The organism is Gaetbulibacter sp. M235, from assembly GCF_043876835.1.
Taxonomy (GTDB): Bacteria; Bacteroidota; Bacteroidia; order Flavobacteriales; family Flavobacteriaceae; genus Yeosuana.
Genome location: NZ_JBAWJZ010000002.1, coordinates 391,069 through 410,042 on the forward strand (window position 1 = coordinate 391,069; position 18,974 = coordinate 410,042).

The 18,974-nt window shown below is 31.1% G+C and carries 19 protein-coding genes; 9 read left to right on the top strand and 10 right to left on the bottom strand.

Annotation, left to right across the window (positions count from 1 at the left end; genetic code table 11):
- Positions 1-55 precede the first annotated feature (55 nt).
- From V8G69_RS04490 to pyrF, 4 genes are all read left to right on the top strand, one after another.
- Complete coding sequence (locus V8G69_RS04490; protein WP_394880612.1) at positions 56-1,021, top strand: DUF3078 domain-containing protein; 966 nt, start codon at positions 56-58, stop codon at positions 1,019-1,021.
- Between the two features lie 179 nt (positions 1,022-1,200).
- On the top strand, positions 1,201-3,756 hold the full coding sequence (locus V8G69_RS04495) for an adenosylcobalamin-dependent ribonucleoside-diphosphate reductase (protein ID WP_394880613.1): 2,556 nt from the start codon (positions 1,201-1,203) through the stop codon (positions 3,754-3,756).
- Between the two features lie 180 nt (positions 3,757-3,936).
- On the top strand, positions 3,937-5,013 hold the full coding sequence (prfA, locus tag V8G69_RS04500; protein ID WP_394880614.1) for a peptide chain release factor 1: 1,077 nt from the start codon (positions 3,937-3,939) through the stop codon (positions 5,011-5,013).
- A gap of 35 nt (positions 5,014-5,048) precedes the next feature.
- Positions 5,049-5,864 carry an orotidine-5'-phosphate decarboxylase gene (gene pyrF / locus V8G69_RS04505; protein WP_394880615.1) on the top strand — a complete coding sequence of 272 codons (816 nt, stop codon included), beginning with the start codon at positions 5,049-5,051 and terminating at the stop codon, positions 5,862-5,864.
- Here pyrF and V8G69_RS04510 read toward each other — a convergent pair.
- The 4 genes from V8G69_RS04510 to purU form a co-directional block, all read right to left on the bottom strand.
- Positions 5,857-6,006, bottom strand: coding sequence for a hypothetical protein (locus tag V8G69_RS04510; RefSeq protein WP_394880616.1), 150 nt, complete (start codon positions 6,004-6,006; stop codon positions 5,857-5,859). The two genes, pyrF and V8G69_RS04510, sit on opposite strands and share 8 nt — an antisense overlap.
- 82 nt (positions 6,007-6,088) lie before the next feature.
- The gene (locus V8G69_RS04515; protein WP_394880617.1) at positions 6,089-6,280 is read right to left on the bottom strand and encodes a Lacal_2735 family protein; all 192 of its coding nucleotides are present in this window, start codon (positions 6,278-6,280) and stop codon (positions 6,089-6,091) included.
- A gap of 112 nt (positions 6,281-6,392) precedes the next feature.
- Complete coding sequence (locus tag V8G69_RS04520; RefSeq protein ID WP_394880618.1) at positions 6,393-7,100, bottom strand: DUF4197 domain-containing protein; 708 nt, start codon at positions 7,098-7,100, stop codon at positions 6,393-6,395.
- A gap of 54 nt (positions 7,101-7,154) precedes the next feature.
- Positions 7,155-8,009: a formyltetrahydrofolate deformylase gene (purU, locus tag V8G69_RS04525; protein WP_394880619.1), complete on the bottom strand. Its 855-nt coding sequence runs from the start codon at positions 8,007-8,009 to the stop codon at positions 7,155-7,157.
- Between the two features lie 144 nt (positions 8,010-8,153).
- On the opposite strand from purU, the gene V8G69_RS04530 reads away from it, so the two are divergent.
- From V8G69_RS04530 to V8G69_RS04540, 3 genes are all read left to right on the top strand, one after another.
- Positions 8,154-11,564: a methylmalonyl-CoA mutase family protein gene (locus V8G69_RS04530; RefSeq protein ID WP_394880620.1), complete on the top strand. Its 3,411-nt coding sequence runs from the start codon at positions 8,154-8,156 to the stop codon at positions 11,562-11,564.
- Positions 11,565-11,649: 85 nt separating this feature from the next.
- Positions 11,650-12,246, top strand: coding sequence for a Crp/Fnr family transcriptional regulator (locus V8G69_RS04535; protein WP_394880621.1), 597 nt, complete (start codon positions 11,650-11,652; stop codon positions 12,244-12,246).
- Positions 12,247-12,677: 431 nt separating this feature from the next.
- Complete coding sequence (locus tag V8G69_RS04540; protein ID WP_394880622.1) at positions 12,678-12,812, top strand: hypothetical protein; 135 nt, start codon at positions 12,678-12,680, stop codon at positions 12,810-12,812.
- A gap of 64 nt (positions 12,813-12,876) precedes the next feature.
- Here V8G69_RS04540 and V8G69_RS04545 read toward each other — a convergent pair whose 3' ends face one another.
- A complete protein-coding gene (locus tag V8G69_RS04545) occupies positions 12,877-13,272 on the bottom strand; it encodes a hypothetical protein (protein WP_394880623.1) in 396 nt (131 codons plus the stop codon).
- Between the two features lie 116 nt (positions 13,273-13,388).
- Here V8G69_RS04545 and V8G69_RS04550 point away from each other — a divergent pair, with 116 nt between their 5' ends.
- Positions 13,389-13,832: an Lrp/AsnC family transcriptional regulator gene (locus tag V8G69_RS04550; protein ID WP_394880624.1), complete on the top strand. Its 444-nt coding sequence runs from the start codon at positions 13,389-13,391 to the stop codon at positions 13,830-13,832.
- A gap of 1 nt (position 13,833) precedes the next feature.
- On the opposite strand, the gene V8G69_RS04555 is transcribed toward V8G69_RS04550, so the two are convergent.
- Complete coding sequence (locus V8G69_RS04555) at positions 13,834-14,805, bottom strand: YpdA family putative bacillithiol disulfide reductase (protein ID WP_394880625.1); 972 nt, start codon at positions 14,803-14,805, stop codon at positions 13,834-13,836.
- A 6-nt stretch (positions 14,806-14,811) separates the two neighbouring features.
- Positions 14,812-16,017, bottom strand: coding sequence for an MFS transporter (locus V8G69_RS04560; RefSeq protein ID WP_394880626.1), 1,206 nt, complete (start codon positions 16,015-16,017; stop codon positions 14,812-14,814).
- A gap of 265 nt (positions 16,018-16,282) precedes the next feature.
- On the opposite strand from V8G69_RS04560, the gene V8G69_RS04565 reads away from it, so the two are divergent.
- Positions 16,283-16,888, top strand: a complete 606-nt coding sequence (locus V8G69_RS04565) for a DUF1684 domain-containing protein (protein ID WP_394880627.1) — start codon at positions 16,283-16,285, stop codon at positions 16,886-16,888.
- 285 nt (positions 16,889-17,173) lie between these two features.
- Here the strand turns inward: V8G69_RS04565 and V8G69_RS04570 are convergent, their stop codons facing one another.
- The 3 genes from V8G69_RS04570 to V8G69_RS04580 form a co-directional block, all read right to left on the bottom strand.
- Entirely contained in the window at positions 17,174-17,887 is a 714-nt protein-coding gene (locus V8G69_RS04570) for a hypothetical protein (RefSeq protein WP_394880628.1), read from the bottom strand.
- A gap of 180 nt (positions 17,888-18,067) precedes the next feature.
- The gene (locus tag V8G69_RS04575) at positions 18,068-18,535 is read right to left on the bottom strand and encodes a PEGA domain-containing protein (protein ID WP_394880629.1); all 468 of its coding nucleotides are present in this window, start codon (positions 18,533-18,535) and stop codon (positions 18,068-18,070) included.
- Positions 18,536-18,552: 17 nt separating this feature from the next.
- Positions 18,553-18,945 (bottom strand): hypothetical protein, encoded by a 393-nt coding sequence (locus V8G69_RS04580; RefSeq protein WP_394880630.1) that lies wholly within the window; start codon positions 18,943-18,945, stop codon positions 18,553-18,555.
- Positions 18,946-18,974: the final 29 nt, after the last annotated feature.

An 18,974-nucleotide genomic window follows, 5' to 3' on the forward strand; every position in this document is an offset into this window, starting at 1 on the left:
GTTAAAACGGAACAATTTTTGATGCAATTTGAACTTTAATTTAGCGTAACCATCCATGAAAAAAATTTTATTTATTCCCTTTTGTTTGTTGATTCAAAATTTGATTGCCCAGCCTACTTCTATTTTTATGAGAGATAAAAAAGGTGAAATAATAGAAATTCATCCCGAATGGAAGAACAATAATAAAGTAGGTGTAGATCTTAGTGAGGTTACTTTTGTTAACTGGAATTCTGGAGGTAGTAACTCGGTTTCCGCGCTATTTACTTATGAATCTAATTTAGACTATAAGGACAAATATTTTACATGGAAAAATGGTTTAATCTCCAGATATGGAATTAATAAACAACAAGATAGAGAGCTAAGAAAAACCGAAGATTTAGTTGAATTTAATTCTAACATAGGTTATCAGCCGGATAGTTTGTCAAATTGGTTTTATTCTGCAAGACTAAATTTCAAGACCCAATTTACAAACGGATATAAATACCCAGACACCGATAATCCAATATCAAGACTAATGGCTCCAGGATATTTGTTTTTTGGTGGAGGAATGGAATACGTTAAAAGAAAAGAAGATATGTCATTATATCTTTCACCCTTAACATTAAAAACAACTTTTGTATTGGATCAGGAACTAGCTAATTCAGGAGCTTTTGGTGTTACTCCAGCAGTTTTAGATACAGAAGGAAATGTTATTATTGAAGGAAAACGAATTCATAAAGAAGTAGGGTTGTTAGTAACCAATAGTTATCAAAAAGAATTGGTAGAAAATATCACTCTTAAGCATAATGTTAGCTTATATACTGATTATATTAATAGTTTTGGTAATGTTGATGTTGACTGGCAAATTAACTTTGATTTTAAAGTTAACAGTTTTGTGAAAGCAACTTTAGGATCGCATATTCGTTATGATGATGATGTAAAAACAACAAAACCATCAGAAATTGAAGGAGAGTTTGATGAAGCTGGAGCCAAAACACAATGGAAGCAATTCTTAGGAATTGGATTTGCAGTAGATTTTTAAGAGAAAAATATTTTTATTTCAAAAACTTGTTAACTTTTTAATGTTGATAAATTTTTAAATAACTAAAAATCAATAGTTTGATATAAAAAGCGTGTAAACTTTGTGATTTTTGTCATAGTTTAAGTTCATTTTATTTTGTTAATTTATAGTTTGCTAATAAAACCTAAAAACAAATAAAAATGAGCTTAGATGTCTCCAATCAAACACTAAAAACTTATTCCCAAGAAGAGGCTTTTAACGCCGCATTAAAATACTTTAAAAATGATGATCTAGCTGCAAGGGTGTGGTTAAATAAATATGCCTTAAAAGATTCTGAAGGTAATATTTATGAATCAACACCAAATGATATGCATCGTAGAATTGCTAAAGAATTAGCCAGGGTTGAACTAAACTATGCTAATCCTTTAACTGAAGATGCTATTTTTGATTTAATTAAAGATTTTAAATATATAGTACCTCAAGGAAGTCCAATGGCAGGAATTGGTAATCCTTACCAAATAGCATCCCTTTCAAATTGTTTTGTTATAGGTAATTCTGGTGAGTCAGATTCATATGGAGGCATTATGAAGATTGACCAAGAGCAAGTACAGTTAATGAAACGTAGAGGAGGTGTTGGTCACGATTTGTCTCATATTCGTCCAAAAGGATCTGAAGTTAAAAATTCAGCATTAACATCTACAGGGATTGTTCCTTTTATGGAGCGCTATTCAAATTCAACAAGAGAAGTAGCACAAGACGGTCGACGAGGAGCTCTTATGTTGTCGGTTTCAATTAATCATCCAGATTCAGAAGATTTTATTGATGCAAAGTTGGAGCAAGGCAAAGTTACTGGTGCCAATGTTTCAGTTAGAATTGATGATAATTTTATGAAAGCTGTAAAAAATGGTAGCAGTTATGTTCAAAAATACCCAATATTTAGTAGTCAACCTAAAGTTTCAAAAGAAATAGATGCTTCGGCATTATGGAATAAAATAGTTTATAATGCTTGGAAATCTGCTGAACCCGGGATTCTGTTTTGGGATACTATTATTAATGAATCTGTGCCAGATTGTTATGCTGATTTAGGATATAAAACGGTATCTACAAATCCTTGTGGTGAAATACCTTTGTGTCCTTATGACTCTTGTCGTTTGTTGGCAATAAACTTGTTTTCTTATGTTGAAAATCCTTTTACTGAACAGGCTAAATTTGATTTCGATTTATTTAAAAAAAATATAGCTCTGGCTCAGAGAATTATGGATGATATTATTGATTTAGAACTCGAAAAAATTGATAATATATTACGAAAGATTGATGAAGATCCTGAAGTTGAGGACGTAAAAACTATTGAGCGCAACTTATGGATTAATATTAAAAGGAAAGCGGAAGAGGGAAGAAGAACGGGAGTTGGAATCACTGCTGAAGGAGATATGTTAGCTGCTTTAGGAATTAAATACGGAAGTAAAAAAGGAAATAAATTTTCTTTAGAGGTTCATAAAACTATCGCCATAGAAGCTTATAGAGCCTCTGTTTACTTAGCTAAAGATCGTGGTGCCTTTTCAATTTTTGATGCCAATAGAGAAAAAGACAATCCGTTTATTAATAGGTTGAAAGAGGCCGATAGTAAGTTGTATTATGAAATGTTGGAATATGGAAGACGAAATATAGCTTTGTTAACCATTGCTCCAACTGGAACAGCAAGTTTAATGACGCAAACAACGTCAGGCATTGAACCTGTATTTATGCCAGTGTATAAAAGAAGGCGAAAAGTAAACCCTAATGATAAAAATGTAAGAGTTGATTTTGTTGATGAGGTAGGAGATTCCTGGGAAGAATATGTGGTGTTTCACCACAGATTTAAACAATGGATGCAAGTAAATGGTATCGAAATATCAAAAAACTTTTCTCAAAGTGAATTGGATGATTTAATAAAAAAATCACCTTATTATAAGGCAACTTCAAATGATGTGGATTGGTTAAGTAAAGTTAAAATGCAAGGAGCCATTCAAAAATGGGTCGATCATTCCATTAGTGTTACCATTAATTTACCAAACGATGCGACTGAAGAGTTAGTTGGAGAGCTTTATTTGAAAGCATGGGAAGAAGGTTGTAAAGGTGTTACCGTTTATAGAGATGGTTCACGTTCGGGCGTATTAATATCAAATGATGAAAAGAAAGAAGATAAGCCTCAGGACTTACTAACTGCTTTCCCAAAAAAGAGACCTCAAGTATTAGAATCAGATGTTGTGCGTTTTCAAAATAGTAAAGAAAAGTGGATTGCTTTTATAGGATTAATTAACGACAAGCCTTATGAAATATTTACTGGATTGGCAGATGATGAAGATGGTATTTTAATACCGCGTTGGGTAAATGATGGGTTGATTATTAAGAACAGGAATGAAGATGGTACGTCTCGTTATGACTTTCAATACAAGAACAAAAGAGGTTATAAAACCACTATAGAAGGTCTGTCGCATAAGTTTAATCCTGAATTTTGGAACTATGCAAAGTTAATTTCAAGTACGCTTCGTCATGGTATGCCAATTGATAAAATTGTAGATTTAATTAATAGCTTACAACTTGATAGTGAATCTATTAACACTTGGAAAAATGGAGTAGTACGTGCTTTAAAACGATATGTTGAAGATGGTACAAAAGCTAAAGGGCATGTGTGCGATAATTGTAAATCAGATAATTTAATTTATCAAGAAGGCTGCCTGACATGTAAAGATTGTGGCTCCTCAAAATGTGGATAATAAAGTATTAGAGTTTAAAAAAGGAAGCTATTTAGCTTCCTTTTTTATTATAATTCCATATTGTATAAAAATTATAGAATCTTTGGTTCTTCAATAATGTCGGTATAGTTTTAATACTCACTTATCAGATATTGAAAATTCATAAATTATCGTATTTTTGCGGCATAAGTAAAAAAGTAAATGTTAGATAAATTACAAATAATTAAGCAACGTTTTGATGAGGTGAGTGATTTAATCATTCAGCCGGATATTATGACAGATCAAAAGCGTTATATAGCATTAAATAAAGAATATAAAGATTTAAAAGTTCTTGTTGAAAAACGTGATGAGTATAAAACACTTTTAGATAATTTAGCTGAAGCTGAATCTATTATTTCTGAAGGTGGTGATGCAGAAATGGTAGAAATGGCAAAAATGCAATATGAAGAAGCCAAAGCTAGAATCCCTAAACTGGAAGATGAAATAAAATTTCTTTTAATACCTAGGGATCCTGAAGATTCAAAAAATGCGGTTGTTGAATTAAGAGCAGGAACAGGTGGAGATGAAGCTAGTATTTTTGCAGGTGATTTATTCAGAATGTACTCTAAATACTGCGAAAGCAAAGGATGGAAAGTTGATGTTGTAGATTTTAGTGAAGGAACCAATGGAGGCTTTAAAGAAATTCAATTTGAAGTTAATGGTGAAGATGTTTACGGAATTTTAAAATTTGAAGCTGGTGTACACCGTGTACAACGTGTTCCGCAAACTGAAACTCAAGGAAGAGTTCACACAAGTGCTGCCACAGTGATGGTATTTCCTGAAGCCGAGGAGTTTGATGTGGAAATCAACCCAAAAGATGTTAGAATAGATTTTTTCTGTTCTTCTGGACCTGGAGGACAATCGGTAAACACGACCTATTCAGCAGTGCGTTTAACCCATATTCCAACAGGATTGGTAGCACAATGTCAGGATCAAAAGTCACAGCATAAAAATAAAGAAAAAGCTTTCAGGGTTTTACGCTCTAGATTATATGAAATTGAACTTGCTAAAAAGAATGAGGTCGATGCTGCAAAACGAGGTTCTATGGTAACATCTGGTGACCGAAGCGCAAAAATCAGAACTTATAATTATCCGCAAGGACGTGTTACGGACCACAGAATTGGGCTAACGCTTTACGATTTATCAAACATTGTAAATGGCGACATTCAAAGAATAATTGACGAATTGCAATTAGCCGAAAATACAGAAAAATTAAAAGCTAATAGTGATGTGATTTAAAAATTTGAGCCTCTTTATTGAGGCTTTTTTATACTATGACTACTGAAAAACTCATACAGGAAATTCACAAAAAAAAATCCTTTTTATGTATAGGATTGGATGTTGATTTAAATAAAATCCCTCAGCATTTATTAAAAGCCGAAGATCCAATTTTCGAATTCAATAAAGCCATTATAGATGCTACACATCACCTTTGTGTTGCATACAAACCTAATACGGCATTTTATGAGGCTTATGGATTAAAAGGCTGGAAATCTTTAGAAAAAACCATTAATTATTTGAATGAAAGGTATCCAGATATTTTCACTATTGCCGATGCAAAACGTGGCGATATAGGAAATACAAGCAGCATGTATGCCAAAGCTTTTTTTGAAGATTTATCATTCGATTCTGTTACAGTTGCACCATATATGGGAAAAGACTCAGTAGAGCCTTTTTTAGCTTTTGAAAATAAACATACCATTCTTTTAGCTTTAACATCTAATGAAGGAGCCTTCGATTTTCAAACTAAAACGGTTGATGGGAAAGAATTATATAAACAGGTTTTAGAAACTTCAAAAACATGGAAAAATTCTGAAAACTTAATGTATGTTGTTGGCGCTACAAAAGCTGAGTATTTGGCAGAAATAAGACAAATCATACCAGACAGCTTTTTGTTGGTTCCAGGAGTTGGAGCACAAGGAGGAAACTTACAAGATGTTTGTAAATATGGTATAAATAATAATATAGGACTGCTTATTAATTCCTCTAGAGGAATTATTTATGCTTCAAATAAAGAAGATTTCGCATTCGTTGCTGCCAAAAAAGCTGAAGAGATTCAGCAGGAAATGAAAGCAATTATGCTTAAATAGTTATTCCATTAAAGTTTTTTGGGTAATCTACCTTATTAATATCTTCTACAAAGTTTGAAATTCTTTTTTCAAATTCAGTCAAACTAATTAGCTTATTTAAGTTGGGCTTAATTTTTCCAACTTTACAAAAATGTGAACTCATAACTTATTTTTATATAAAGTACGTGAGTTTGAAAATTTTGGATGTAATAAAAAAGTTAAAGAATTGATAAATAATTCTAAACTTAAAGTTTAGCCTGATTTCTGAAAAAATATCTTAATGTATTAAGCCTATTTAAAAGTTTCATAGCTCTAAATTCAGAAAAATCACTAATTTCTGAATCAGTTTGACGGAAATTATAAGCTTGCTCAATAAGTTCTTTGTAGCGCTCATTAAGTTTATTCTGGCGATTTTTTATGTTATCGTTTATTCCCATGATATATAACTGAATAACAAGTATTTAAATATACATTTTTTATTCAGAAACGAAAAGAAACATGCGTTTTTTTTTTAACAATTTAAAAAAGAGATACGAACCTATAAGGGTTTTAGTCTTGTAAAGCAAAAACTTTCCTTAATAAGTCTGTAGTTCTTGAAGACAACTTGGTTCTAATATCTTTTTCTTCAACGGCAATCATTGTGTAAACACCTTTTAAAGCTTCATTGGTTACATAATCTGTTAAGTCAGGATTTACATCAGCAGTAAAAGGAATATTATTGTATTTAGAAATTAAATTGCTCCAAATCTTATCGGCTCCTACTTTACTAAAGGAATTTTTAATTACTGGATTAAATTTATCATATAAAGCAGTTTGTGTTTTTGTTGTTAAATACTTTGTTGCTGCGTCATCATTTCCAATTAAAATATTTTTTGCATCTGTAAATGTAATGCCCTTAACGGCATCGACAAATATTGGAGTAGCTTCTTTAACAGCATCTTCTGCTGCTCTATTAAGTACTTTTAAACCATCATCAGCTAAACTGCTTAAACCTATATCTCTTAGGGCTTTGTCAACCTTTTTAAGTTCATCTGGTAATAATATTTTTACTAACTCATTTTTATAAAAACCATCTGTTTGTGTTAGTTTGCTTACTTGTTTTTCAATTCCAAAATTTAATGCTTCACGCAAACCAGCTGCAATATCGGCATTACTTAAAACACCTCCACTTTGAGGTAATTGGTTGACTACTTGTTGTAATTCTGCACAAGCAGTTAAATTAAAAATTAAGATGAAAAATAAAAATTTACGAATCATATTCAGGGGTTTTTAATGATTAAAATAAAGTAGGTTTTTGTCAATTATTCAATATTAAGAAAAAATAATTGTTTTATTGTTGTAAACTAAAACTTTTCTGTTAGTATGTAATTTAATGGCATTGGCTAGCACAATTTTTTCTAAATCCCTGCCTTTTGCTATTAAATCTTCTATAGAATGTGTATGTGATACACGAGCAACATCTTGCTCAATAATTGGACCGGCATCTAATTCTTCTGTAACATAATGACTGGTGGCTCCAATAATTTTCACACCTCTTTTATAAGCCGAATGATAAGGTTTTGCACCGACAAAAGCCGGCAAAAAGGAGTGGTGTATATTTATGATTTTATTTGGGTATTTGTTTATTAAGGTGTCTGATACTATCTGCATGTATCTTGCTAGCACAATAAAATCAATCTCATGGGATATTAATAATTCTAATTGCTTTTGTTCTGCTTCTTTTTTTGTTTCCTTAGTTACCGGAACATGATAAAAAGGAATTTTAAAACTTTCGGCAATAGGTTTTAAATCTAAATGATTACTCAATATAAAAGGAATTTCTAAAAATAATTCCCCGGAATTGTAGCGTCCTAAAATATCATATAAACAATGGTCGTATTTTGATACAAACAAAGCCATTTTTGGTTTTCTGTTTGATGAATACATGCGCCATTTTATTTTAAACTGATCAACTAATGTATTTTTAAACAACTCTTTAAAAGTTTCAATGGAAAATGTATTAACATCAAATTCACTCTCTAAACGCATAAAGAATATGTCCTGTTCTCTATCAACATGCTGATCTATATAAACAATATTACCTTGATTGTTAGCAATAAAATTGGTGACCGAAGCAATAATGTTTGGTCTGTCTTTACAGTATATTAATAGGGTAACTTTATTCATGATTTACATTATCAATTAATGTTCAAAATTAACTAATTTATTATTGGAATTTCTAATTGATCTAATTTTAGATAATTAAAGATAAATAGCGTAATTTTTTGAATATTCCGTAAATTGCACGTCAAAAAGAAGATATTTTTATCAATGGAACAAACTACTCTTTATAAGCCAAAGCATAAAATTAGAATTGTAACTGCAGCTTCATTGTTTGATGGTCATGATGCTTCTATAAACATCATGCGTAGAATTATTCAGGCAACCGGTGTTGAAGTGATTCATTTAGGGCATGACAGAAGTGTAGATGAAGTTGTAAATACAGCTATTCAAGAAGATGTGAACGCTATTTGTTTAACCTCATATCAAGGTGGACATAACGAGTATTTTAAGTATATGTTTGATTTGCTTAAAGAAAGAAAAGCAGAGCATATAAAAATATTTGGCGGCGGTGGCGGCGTAATCTTACCTTCTGAAATTAAGGAATTAATGGATTACGGCATTTCTCGTATTTATTCTCCTGATGATGGACGTGAAATGGGATTGCAAGGTATGATTAATGATTTGGTTGAAAAATCGGATTTTGCAATAGGCGACAAATTAGATGTTGATGTAAATAAACTTAAAGCTAAAAATGCTATTGAAATTGCCAGAGTTATTTCGTCAGCTGAAAATTTTCCTGAAGTAGCCAAAAAAGTAATTGAAGAAATTCATGTTAAAAACAAAATTTCTAAAACCCCAGTTTTAGGTATAACAGGAACTGGTGGAGCCGGAAAATCGTCTTTAGTAGATGAATTGGTTCGTAGATTTTTAATAGATTTTCCTGATAAAACAGTTGGAATAGTTTCGGTTGACCCTTCAAAAAGAAAAACTGGTGGTGCGCTTTTGGGTGATAGAATTCGTATGAATGCGATTAATAATCCTCGTGTATATATGCGTAGTTTGGCAACACGCCAATCTAATTTGGCTTTGTCAAAATATGTAAATGAAGCCGTTCAGGTTTTAAAAGCTGCTGAATTTGATTTAATCATTTTGGAAACTTCTGGTATTGGGCAATCAGATACAGAAATTATTGAGCATAGCGATGTATCATTATATGTCATGACGCCAGAATTTGGTGCAGCTACGCAGTTAGAAAAAATTGATATGCTCGATTTTGCAGATTTGGTTGCTATCAACAAGTTTGACAAAAGAGGATCTTTAGATGCGTTACGTGATGTGAAAAAGCAATATATGAGAAATCATAATTTATGGGATGTTCCTCAGGATAAATTACCTGTTTACGGAACCATTGCATCACAGTTTAATGACCCAGGAATGAATACGCTTTACAAAGCAGTAATAGATAAAGTAGTTGAAAAAACAAACGCAGATTTAAAGTCTACGTTTACTATTTCAAATGAAATGAGTGAGAAAATTTTTGTCATTCCTCCTTCCAGAACACGTTATTTATCTGAAATAGCAGAAAACAATCGTTCTTACGATAAAACTACCAGTCAACAAGTGGAAGTTGCGCAAAAATTATATGGAATTTTTAAAACTATAGAATCTGTAATAGGAAATACTCCTGAATTAGATAAATATGGTATCAATTCAGAAACTATAAAAACAAGTGCAAATGATGATTTTATTAAACTTCTTTTAGCTGAATTTGATAAAGTAAAATTAAATCTCGATCCATATAATTGGGAAGTAATAGTTGGTTGGAATGATAAAATTAAAAAGTATAAAGACCCCATATATTCATTTAAAGTAAGAAAAAAAGAAATAAAAGTAAAAACGCATACTGAATCATTATCTCATACTCAAATTCCAAAAGTGGCATTACCAAAATATAAGGCTTGGGGTGATATTTTGGGTTGGATTTTACAAGAAAATGTGCCAGGAGAATTTCCTTTTGCTTCAGGCTTATATCCGTTTAAAAGAATGGGTGAAGATCCGGCACGTATGTTTGCTGGCGAAGGCGGTCCTGAAAGAACAAATAGGCGATTTCATTATGTAAGTGAAGGTTTGCCAGCTAAACGATTATCAACAGCTTTTGATAGTGTTACACTTTATGGAAACGACCCAGATTTAAGACCGGATATTTATGGAAAAATAGGTAATGCAGGTGTTTCAATATGTTGTTTAGATGATGCTAAAAAGTTGTATTCAGGTTTTAATTTAGCAGATGAAATGACCTCGGTAAGTATGACTATTAATGGTCCTGCACCTATGTTATTAGGCTTTTTTATGAATGCTGCCATTGACCAGCAATGTGAGATTTATATCAAGGATAATGGATTGGAAAATGAGGTTGAGAATAAAATTTCCAATCTTTTTAAAGATAAAGAACGACCAAAATATAACGGTGAATTACCAAAAACCAATAATGGTTTAGGATTGATGCTACTTGGTGTAACAGGAGATCAGGTATTGCCTAAAGCGATATACGAAGACATTAAAGCTAAAACAATTACGCAAGTTAGAGGAACTGTTCAAGCCGATATTTTAAAAGAAGACCAAGCTCAAAACACTTGTATTTTTTCAACGGAGTTTGCATTGCGTTTAATGGGTGATGTACAAGAGTATTTTATAGAAAACAATGTGCGTAATTTTTATTCAGTTTCTATTTCTGGATATCATATAGCAGAAGCAGGAGCTAATCCAATTACTCAATTGGCTTTAACACTTTCAAACGGATTCACTTATGTTGAATACTATTTAAGCAGAGGTATGGATATTAATAAGTTTGGACCAAACTTATCGTTCTTTTTCTCAAATGGTATCGATCCGGAATACGCAGTAATTGGTCGGGTAGCCAGAAAAATTTGGGCAAAAGCCATGAAGCATAAATATGGAGCTGATGAAAGAGCACAAATGCTTAAATACCATATTCAAACGTCTGGTCGTAGTTTACATGCTCAAGAGATTGATTTCAACGATATTCGCACAACGCTTCAGGCATTATACGCTATTTACGATAATTGTAATTCATTACACACCAATGCTTATGACGAAGCGATAACAACTCCAACAGAAGAGTCTGTTCGTCGCGCTATGGCAATTCAATTAATTATAAATAAAGAATTAGGTTTAGCAAAAAACGAAAACCCAATACAAGGTTCATTTATAATTGAAGAATTAACAGATTTAGTAGAAGAAGCAGTGTTGTTAGAGTTTGATAGAATTACTGAAAGAGGTGGTGTTTTAGGAGCCATGGAAACCATGTATCAACGTTCAAAAATTCAGGAAGAAAGCTTGTATTATGAAACTTTAAAGCATAATGGCGAATACCCAATTATTGGAGTAAACACTTTCTTAAGTAGTAAAGGGTCTCCAACGATTTTACCTAAAGAAGTTATTAGGGCTACCGATGAAGAAAAACAGTTTCAAATTAAAACGTTACAAAATCTTCACAAAACAAAAGATACAAGTGGTCTTTTAAAAGATTTACAAAACAAAGCAATCCATAACGAAAATATTTTTGAAGCTTTAATGGAAGTTTGCAAGGTTTGTTCATTAGGTGAAATTACCAATGCTCTATTTGAAGTTGGAGGCCAATATCGCAGAAACATGTAAAAAATTTATGCTCATTAAATGAAAACTGATATATATCATTTTATGATAGTATTAGAATAAAATATATTGTACCAAAATCATTGATATGCCAACAACTAAATACAACAATATTTTTAGTGTCACATTACTTAATTCTATTTCACCATTATCAAAACCCCTTAAAAGTTTTTTATCGCAAAGGATGATTTCTTCACATTTTAAGAAAGGAGAATTTATTGTGAAAAGTGGTGAAACATGTAATAGGATTCATTTAATACGTAAAGGTCTTATACGAGGATATTTTGATTTTAACAGTAATGAGGTAACAACATGGGTAAGTGTAGATAGTGAAATGGTTACATCAATTTCTGGCTATTTTAAAAATGAACCGGCTTTAGAAAACATACAATGCCTTGAAGATACGTATACAGAGAGTTTGAGTTTTGAAGATATGGATTATGCCATTAAAAATTATTCAGATATGGCAGCCTTAAATCGTATTTTGATGGAATATTATTATTTGCAAGCTGAAAACAGGGCTTTATTGGCCAGAATTCCTGGTGCAAAAGACAGATACGATCATTTTTTAAAAACCTTCAACCCCGAAATAATAAAGCGATTGCCCAAAAAATATTTGGCATCACTACTAAATATGCGACCAGAGACGTTATCAAGACTGGTTTTAAATCCGGTTGAAATGTAAAAATGAGGTAAAATTGACAAATGTCAATTTCATTCAGCTTTATTAAGTTTTTAAAAAAGTTACTTGTTTAAATTTGAATTGTAATTCAAATCTCTCATTTGAGTTACAGTTAAATTGCTATTTAACAACAAGGTTATGTAAAAAGGGGAATTCCTTAAATTGCATGAAACACACATTTAATTATGTGTGTTTTTTTATGCATTTATCTCATTTTTCAGAACTTAATAACTGGTTTTTTAGCAGAAAACTAATGTTTTAGAGGATTATTTCATCGGAAGTATTTGTAAATAAAAACACGTGAAAGATTTAATCAAACGCTTAAACTAATAAAGACGCAAAATTTTTTTGTTTCCTTCAATCGCATGTAATTTTACATGGCTTTAAGTTGATTTTTAAGCAGTTAATAACCCCAATATTTAAATCTTAAACCTATGGAAGCAAATCTTAACTATACTTTTAAAAGAAAATCCGACAGTTATTTAGATTGGTTAATGAATATTATAAAATCTGAAAAATATTATCAAGCAGAAGGAGAAATTTTCTCAATTGAAAAACAATACTATTAATTTTTTTGTATTGGAAAGCAAACATTATAAAGTTACTTTATAGATTAACAAAAAATTTAAAGGATTACAATGTTAACATCCAGTTGCGTTGTAATCTTTTAAACTTATTTAATTCACTTCTTAAAATAGGCAAGAAATCTTTACCATTGCTGTTTGATTTTTCTAAGCGATAAGAATTTTTATAAAGTAAATTTGTAAGACGTTGCAAAGAAGCAATGTGTTTATCTTTTCTATCAGAATAGCGCTCTAATTCGGCATTCAAAATTTCAGGAGCTAATGATACAGATTGTTGTATAATATCTCCGGAAAAATAAATATCCGAATATTCACTGCCATCAGGTTTTAAGTTTGATAAGTCATATTGAATGTATGCAGAAATACTTCGGGTAAGGGTATAAATTTCCATTGCCTTTTTATAAATAGGCAAATCTGATAGGTGTGATGGAATACTGGGCAACATCTTCTTAAAGCAATTTTATCAAAATTAGTTACAAGTAAACAAATTATGCTATCAATATTAAAGTTAAATCGTATATTTACTTTAATAATTAATTTTTAATAGTTTATTTTTTTTAAATGATGATGGATGCATTAAATTGGAAGATTTTGAAGTGTTTGCAAGAGAATGCCAGACAATCAAATGTTGCCATTGGAAAGAAAGTTGGGGTAAGTTCTCCTGCTGTTTCAGAGCGAATTAAAAAGATGGAAGATGCAGGAATTATTCAAGGTTATAAAACGTCAGTTTCACCTTTAGATGTTGGCTACCAGCTAAAAGCATTGATTACTTTACGTGCCTTTATGGGAATGTTAAAGCCATTTTTGGAAAAAGTGAAAAGCTACGATGAGGTTTTAAATTGTTATAGAATTACGGGTAATGAAAATATAGTGATGGAAGTGGTTTTTAAAAACCAAAAACATTTGGAGTCTTTTATTGACCAGCTTATTGTGTATGGAGAAACCAAAACTCAAATTGTATTATCTCATGTGGTAAAATATAATGAGGTTAAACCATTGAAATAATTTAATTTAATTGCGATTCTATGTGTTCTGCAATTATTTTGGCATGTATTCTTGAATTTTCTATAAACCACTTATGTGTTTCCATGCCACCACAAATTACTCCAGCCAAATACAAACCACTTATGTTAGATTCCATGTTTTCTGGATTGTATTTGGGGAGCATTTTATCATCTTCAGATAATTTTATACCAATTTCTTTTAATAGTTTAAAATCTGGCTGGTATCCGGTAAGAGCAACTACATAATCGTTTGGAATGGAAATGATTCCTTTTGGTGTGGAAACTATTACCTCAATTTTTTTAATTTCATTGATTTCAGAATTGAAATAGGCTTTAATACTTCCTTCTTCAATTCTATTAATAATGTCTGGTCTTACCCAATATTTTACACGCTCACCAATAGCTTTTCCTCTAATTACCATAGTTACATTACCACCTTTACGCCAAATTTCAAGTGCGGCATCGACTGAGGAATTGCTTGCACCAACGACTATTACGTTTTGCATTGTAAAAGGATGTGCTTCTTTATAATAGTGAGACACTTTGGGTAAATCTTCTCCTGGCACATTCAATAGTTTTGGAATATCGTAAAAGCCAGTAGATAAAATCAATTTTTTTGAAGCATAAACGTCCTTAGATGTTTTTATTTTGAAAATAGAGCCTTCTTTTTCAATACTTAAAACGGTTTCATATAAATTAATATTCAGTTTATTTGATGTGGCTACACGTCTGTAATATTCTAAAGCTTCGTCTCTGTTTGGTTTAGGATTATTGCTGATAAAAGGGATATCATCAATTTCCAGTTTTTCAGAAGTTGAAAAAAAAGTCATGTTTTTTGGATAGTTGAATAATGAATTGGTAAGAGCTCCTTTTTCAATAACTAAATAATTCCAGTCTCTTTTTACGCACTCTAATGCACAAGCAATTCCAATGGGTCCACCGCCTATTATAATAACATCTTTTTCTAAACTCATTATTATCTATATTGTTTTAAGCTTCATTTTTTGTTTTAAAATAAAAATCAAAAATACACATAAGCTAGCAAGTATTGTTGTGAAATACCATGTTTTGTCAAAACCAATAGCGCCAACTAAGTGCAGCCCTACGTTGTGTCCAAAAATGTGAGAAACAGAAAATGAAATGCTGTATAAAGCCATGTATTCACCTTGATTTCCTTTTTTAGCTCTATCCATTGCAAAAGCATTTGAAAAAGGAAAAGCAATCATTTCTCCAAAAGTCATTAATAGCATACCAATAATAAGTACACCTGCCCATGAAGTGATATTTAAAACAAGAAAGCTTAATCCAGTTAGAATCGCTCCAAAAAGCATTAAACCTAATTTTGTAAACCTTGAATTTTCTAGCCATTTAATTAATGGCATTTCAAAAACAAAAATGATGAATCCGTTTAAGCCCAATAATATTCCTATTTCCAGTTCATTTAAATGATGAGCATCTTTATAGTACAATGGCATGGTAGAAAAGTATTGTAAAAACACGATTCCAAATAAAATCATGGCAACTATAAATGTTAAAAAAGGATAATCAAGGAATGCAGATTCCGGATTTTCAATTTTTAAATTATCTAAGGTTTTAGCCTTTTTTGGATGCAGTACTTGTATCAAAACTATGGCAGCCAGTATACAAGTAATTCCGTCAACCCAAAATAAACCACCATAGCTAATTGTGGTAATTATGATACCACCAATGGCTGGACCAGCAGAAAAACCAAGGTTAATGGCTAATCTTATAAGAGTTACAGAACGTGTTTTGTTTTCTGGTTTACTGTAAGAATTTAATGCTACAAACATGGCTGGTCTAAACATGTCTGCAACCAGCATAACTACAAATATGCCAATGCAAAAAGCCACAAAGCTAGTTAATAGCTGAAGGATGATAAATAAAATACCTGTAGCTATTAAACTAAACACCATTACTTTATAAAAACCTATTTTATCAGATAGTTTGCCTCCAATCCATGAGCCAACTACAGAGCCTAACCCAAAAGCACTCATAATCCAGCCAACATCAGCCAATGTAAAGTTTAGGCTTTTGGTAAGATATAATGATAAAAAGGGGATAACCATTGTGCCAGCTCTATTTATAAGTGTTATTAAAGCTATCCACCAAACTTCTTTTGAAAGTCCTCTAAAAGTGTTTATGTATTTGTTAAAAAGTGTTTTCATTGATTTAATTTGTTCTTTGATTGATGTTTATTATTTTTTTTGATTGATTTTTTTGTAAAAAAAAAGTCCAACTGTACAGTCGGACTTTCATATAGTGTAATATTTTCATATCACCACATTATATAGCAAGCCCAACATCTGTATTTTGATGTACAGTTTTGAGTATAAATGGTGACGTAATTGCGCATTTTTATTATTTTTTGATTTTCAAATGTATATAAAATAATTGTAAGTTGTATTTTTGGATTGAAAATATTTTTTATAAATGAAACAAGTCATATTAATCGTTTTTCTTTTAGCTTGTTTAACAAGTTGTAAAGACGGGAAAGAACCCGTTGTAGGTGAAACTGAATTTCAAAGAGAAATAAATGCCGAATATAAAGATGCTACCACATCACCATTAAAAGAAGAAGACAGAAAAGAATTTAAAAGCCTTGATTTTTTTAGGTACGATTCAACATATGTGGTTGAAGCTTTATTTACAAGAACAGAAAATGAGCTGCCTTTTAAAATGAAAACAACTACCGATAGACTTCCGGAATACGTGAAGTACGGAGTTTTACAATTCTTTTTGAATGATGAAATATTCAAATTAAACGTTTATCAAAATCAAGATTTGATAAAAAAAGAAGGTTTTGAAGACTATTTGTTTTTGCCTTTTTCTGATGAAACTAACGGACTTGAAAGCTATGGTGGCGGACGTTATATTGATTTAAGAATTCCAACTAGCAGCAAAGTTATCATAGATTTTAATTCGGCTTACAACCCATATTGTGCTTATAATGACAAATATTCTTGCCCTATTGTACCAAGGGAAAACTATTTAAGAACTAAAATTAAAGCGGGAGTTAAAACTTTTGGAAAACACTAAAAGAAGGGGTTCGTTGTTGTTTAATTTCCTTTTCAACTATTCCTATTAGATTTTTATTCAATTCCAGCAATTCCTTATGTTTTGCCAAAAACCATCTTGTATTGTGCTCTTTTACATCAAAAACACCTGTCATTAATAAGTAAGCCTCATTTTTATCAACTAAATTCCATAATTCATCATGAAGGTGTCCTTTATCGAAGATGTCAATTTTTGGTTTAACCCCAAGTAATTACTTTTTGCCATTTTTTTGTATGTTCATATTTTTTAAACTAAACTTCACTTTATTTATGTAATTGGTAATTTGGCAAACCATTCGGCAAATGAATCCCAAAATTCAAAGCTTATTTCGAAGAAAATAAGGTAGTGAAATATTATAGACATTAATAAAAATAAAGGAAACACCCATCGGCCGCTGGTTTGTTTTCGCTCTATAAAAATGAGATAGGCAATAAGGGCATACATTATCGAAATTGAAATTCCCAACGCAAGATTAAAATCTGGTTTTGATAGTGTGTTAAAAATGAATCGCCCAAAACCGGGCTCTATAAACTCAATACCAGTTGCAATCATTGCGCGGGCGTGAATTTGCATATTGTGCCTGTACGCCATTGCTATGGTAAACATAACCCCAAGAATAGCAATATGTTTTACTGAAAACCATAAGCTAAGCCCTAAGCCTTCAATAGTTTCTGGATTCATTAAACTATGTTTTAGCAAAATAACAGACACAATTAAAAGAGGTAGCACAATAAAACTTAGCTTCCCAACTTGCCTGTGTATTGACATTTTCTTTTTCTTAATAAGTATGGGCTGTATAATCAATAGCATTATCCATAGCATCGCCATTACAAAATGAAAATGAAAATAAATATTGAAGTCAGCTGTTCCATCAAAGAATTTTGAAAAATAAGAAGGCCAAAAACCTAAAAACGAAAAAACAATTAATCCTATAAAATAATATCCAACATTTAGAAAGTTAATTTTTTTAGTTCTTGTCAAGCTCGATGGTTTCATTTTTTCTTAAACATTATGATGTTCTCTTTTATAGACTTAAAGTTTTATTGAATTTTTATAAAGAATTTTATCATTGGTTATGGTTGGTTATAATAAAGCAAACGAGCAACTAACTTTGGTTTAGCTAAAAATAGTAATTTTTTATATAGTGTTTGCGCGCAAGCTTTATTCTGATTTTTCTAATTGCCCAACTTTTTCCGAATTTGGGTCAATATCCATACTTATTTTCACAAATAATTTTCCACCCTTTGTATCATAAGTTGTACCCTTTTTAAGATTGCCATCAATTTCTTCGGGTTTTAGTTTGTGAATTGCTCCAGTAATTGGGTCAATTATAATTCCTATTAATCCACCAAAAGCAATATTTCCTATATACCAAGCATTAAATTTTTTCTCCAATTTGGTTTCATATGTTTGGTATCCATCTAGTTTTAAAACTAAACGATACTCTTGGTTTCTTTTTAGGTTTTTTTGTACAGGTGTTGTTCCTACCTCAATTTCATTTATGTAGACTTTTGCTGAAGTTGGTTCTGAATTTATTTCCACATTTTGTCTTGAACCCGAAATTATTGTTGCACAACTTGAAAGTAATAGAATTGAAGAAAGCAGTAAGGTTTTAATAATAATTTTCATTGTTTTGTTTTTTAAGTTTAGTCAAGTTTTAATTTGTATTGATTTAATGATGAAACATCTCCATCATATTTATATAATTCAATTTTTAATCGATAGCAACTGCTCCATAAATCTGGTTTTTTCTTATCTATTACTTTTACAATGTTTGCTCCATTTTTTCTTGCCTCAACTCTAGCTTGATTCATTAAGCTATTGAAACTGCAGTCTGTAGAAAACATTGAATCTTGAAATCTTAATTCACCAACTTTAACCACGTTTTCTGGCAAATTGTTGTCGATGTCTAAAAGTGCGACATTTTCATCAATTGATAATTTAGGTTGTGGATTAGTGAAATTTGAAGTTATTTTTGGACTACAACTTGTAATCCCGATTACAGTTATTAAAAACAGCATTTTAGTAATTTGTTTCATATGGTTTTGTTTTTTAGATTTTTGCATAA